The organism is Methylobacterium sp. WL103 (assembly GCF_008039885.1).
In the GTDB taxonomy this organism is placed as follows: Bacteria; Pseudomonadota; Alphaproteobacteria; order Rhizobiales; family Beijerinckiaceae; genus Methylobacterium; species Methylobacterium cerastii.
Map to the genome: position 1 here is coordinate 1 of NZ_VRUX01000485.1, position 3,277 is coordinate 3,277.

A 3,277-nucleotide genomic window follows, 5' to 3' on the forward strand; every position below is an offset into this window, starting at 1 on the left:
CTCGTGCGCCAGCGCCGGTCGGCCCGGCGCAGGCGCACGAGCGGCGACAGGACGGCGACGAGCGCGGCAGCGAAGGCGACGAGGCCAACGATGCGCCAGGTGGCGGGGAGATCGAGCCAGAGACCGAGCCAGGACACGGCGAGGAACGCCAGCACGACGCCCAAGCCCCGCCACAGCAGCGGCCAGGCCCGCTCCCAGAAGCCGGCGGCGCTGGCCTGCGCCACGAGCCGGTCGAGCTGCGCGGCGGTGTCGGATCGCTTCGGATCGGTTCTGCTCACGCCCGCAATCGCCTCGCCGCTCTCGAACCTGCATCTTTCTGCAGGCAGGCTAGCATGGTGGGCATCGTGCGCGTGCGGGTCAAATCCGCTCAGGGCGGAGCAAGGGCCGTTAGTCGTGCGACTGGATGAAGTTGCGCACAAGCGGGTAGGTCTGCCCTTCCCACTTGCGGCCCGAGAACACGCCATAGTGGCCGACGCCGGCCTGGAGGTGGTGGCTGCGCATGTGCGGGGGCAGGCCGGTGCAGAGGTCGTGCGCCGCCATGGTCTGTCCGACGGCGCAGATGTCGTCGCGCTCGCCCTCGACCGTCATCAGCGCGGTCTTGCGGATCGAGCGCATGTCGATCGGGTTGCCACGGTAGGTCAGCTCGTTCTTGGCCAGGGTGTAGTCCTGGAACACCGTCTTCACCGTCTCGATGTAGAATTCCGCCGCCAGGTCGAGCACGGCGAAGTACTCGTCGTAGAACCCGGCGATCGCGTCGGCCTTCTCGACCTCGCCGTTGGCCATGTGCCAGAACAGGTCCGCATGGCCCTGCATGTGTCGCTTGGTGTTCATCGACACGAAGGCCGAGACCTGCACGAAGCCGGGGTAGACGCGCCGGCCGGCGCCCTTGTGGCGCCGGGGCACGGTGGAGATCAGGTTCTTCTCGAACCACTCGATCGGCTTCGAGGTGGCGAGCGCGTTCACCGAGGTCGGGCTGATGCGGCAATCCACCGGGCCGGCCATCAGCGTCATGCTGCGGGGCGCGGCCGAATCCTTGGTCTCGGCCATGACTGCGGCGGCGGCGAGCGCCTGCACGGTCGGCTGGCACACGGCGAGCACGTGGGCGGGGCCGCCCATCGCCCCGAGGAACTGCACGAGGTGGCCGACATAGTCGTCGAAGCCGAAGGCGCCATCCGAGAGCGGCACGTCGCGGGCGTTGTGCCAATCGGTGATGTAGACGTCGTGGTCGGGCAGCAGGGTCTTCACCGTGCTCCGCAGCAGCGTCGCGAAGTGGCCCGAGAGCGGGGCCACCACCAGCACCTTCGGCTGCTCGGTGTCGATGTCCTTGCGGAAGCGCAGCAGAGTGCCGAACGGCGTCGAGAGCATCGGCTCCTCGACCACCGGGACCTCGCGGTTGCCGACCGCGATCGTGTCGATGCCGAAGGAGGGGCGCGCGAAGGTCAGGCCGGCGCGCATCATCATGCGGGCGCCGGCCGACATCCAGTTCATCGACTCGCCGAAGCCGGCCCAGGGCGAGACCGCATCGTGCAGCACCCGTCCCCAGGCCCGCGTCTGCTGGGCCATGTCGCATTGCATGTCGAACGCGTCGTACAGCATGGGGCGTGCACTCGTGCGCGACCGGCCCGACGAGCGGGCGGTCACGGCTTCCGGTTGGGGCTGATACGCCGCGTCGTGCTGCATCATCATGGAGGCAGGATCAGTCGTGCGCGCGAGCACCGCAACTGGCTAAACGACGAAGCCGCCGCCCTGTGGCTTCGGGGTATCATGTCTCGCGGCCGCCCGCTTGTCAGTCCGGGTAAGGCCATGCTCAATCGCGACGATGATCGATGGAGGCAGGCCCGCCGCGGGGCAGACCAAACGCTACGCCCAGAAGCGCGAGGCCATCCTCGACGCCGCGGCACGGCACTTCAACGCCCGCGGCATCCGCGGCACGGCGCTGAACGACGTCGGCGGCAGCGTCGGCCTCATGCCGAACAGCATCACCTACTATTATCGCCGCAAGGAGGACTTGGCGGCCGCCTGCTACGTCAGCACCATCGCGTGGCATGAGGCCCTGCTGGCCGAGACGGCGGCCTCCGCCGACCCGCCTCGGCGGCTCTCCGCCTTCCTCGCCGCGTATTTCCGCGATCTGGCGGCGATCGAGATCGGGGCGCGGCCGCCGCAGGTCCGGCTCACCGACATGCGCGCGCTGCCCGAGCCGCAGAGCGCGATGGTCTATGCCGCCTACAACGCCTTCTTCCGGCAGGCGCGCACGGCGTTCTTCCCCGAAGCCGCCTTCCCGGGTCTCGACCGGGACGCGCTGAACGCGCGGACGCATCTCGTGATCTCGGTGGTCCACACAGTCCGCGCCTGGATCGACCGCTACGAGGCGGCGGACTACCCCCGCGTCGGCGAGCGCGTCGCCGACCTGCTGCTGCGCGGGCTCGCGGGGCCGGAGAGCCGCTGGAGCGGCGATGCGCCCGATCCCGTCACGGCGCCCGCCGACCCGACCGAGCCGTTCCTGCGGGCGGCGACCGCGCTCATCAACGCGGAAGGCTATCGCGGCGCGTCTGTCGAGAAGATCTCGGCGCGGCTCAGCGTGACGAAGGGCTCGTTCTACCACCACAACGACAACAAGGACGACCTGATCGCCCAGTGCTTCGCGCGCACCTTCGAAATCCTGCGGCGGGAGCAGGAGGCGGCGGAGGCCGCCGGCGGCAGCGGCTGGATGCGGATCACCGCCTGCGCCCGCGCCCTGATGCGCCATCAGGTCTCCGAGCGCGGTCCGCTCCTGCGCTGCACTGCGGTCGGCGCCCTGCCGGACAGCCTGCGGGCCGAGATCCCGCTGACCATGCGGCGGCTGTGGGAGCGCCTCGCCTTCCCGATCGGGGACGGCATCGCCGACGGCTCGATCCGCGCGATCGACCCGTCGATCGCGGCCCAGGTCGTGAGCAGCATGATCGACGCGGCCTCAGACCTCGACCGCTGGTGCGAGGTCGAGGGGGCGCACGCGGCGGACGTCTTCGCACGCCCGCTGTTCGTCGGCGTCTACGCTCCGGCCGGTTAGAGCATTTTCATGCGAGGTGGATGCCGGCTCGCGTGAAGAAAATGCGACCACACATCAGGTTAGAGCTTTTTCCGTGATCCAGGGATCACGGAAAAAGCTCTAGGTGTTTGATCCCAGGGTTTGATGGTGCAGTCTTCACGTCGGAGTGGAGGGATGAGCTATGGGCCAAGTTCTTCACGGCAGCGCCACGACGACTGAGGCGATCCGTCGAGCGATCCAGCATAGTCAAGC

Annotated in this window: 3 protein-coding genes; 1 reads left to right on the forward strand and 2 read right to left on the reverse strand. The window is 69.0% G+C overall.

Annotation, left to right across the window (positions count from 1 at the left end; all coding sequences use genetic code 11):
• A partial coding sequence (locus tag FV222_RS31410; protein ID WP_246685580.1) for a DUF4175 family protein occupies positions 1-278 on the reverse strand: 278 nt, incomplete at its 3' end.
• 109 nt (positions 279-387) lie between these two features.
• On the reverse strand, positions 388-1,596 hold the full coding sequence (phaZ, locus tag FV222_RS20935; RefSeq protein WP_147763949.1) for a polyhydroxyalkanoate depolymerase: 1,209 nt from the start codon (positions 1,594-1,596) through the stop codon (positions 388-390).
• A 223-nt stretch (positions 1,597-1,819) separates the two neighbouring features.
• Here phaZ and FV222_RS20940 point away from each other — a divergent pair, with 223 nt between their 5' ends.
• Complete coding sequence (locus FV222_RS20940; protein WP_147763950.1) at positions 1,820-3,046, forward strand: TetR/AcrR family transcriptional regulator; 1,227 nt, start codon at positions 1,820-1,822, stop codon at positions 3,044-3,046.
• Positions 3,047-3,277 lie beyond the last annotated feature (231 nt).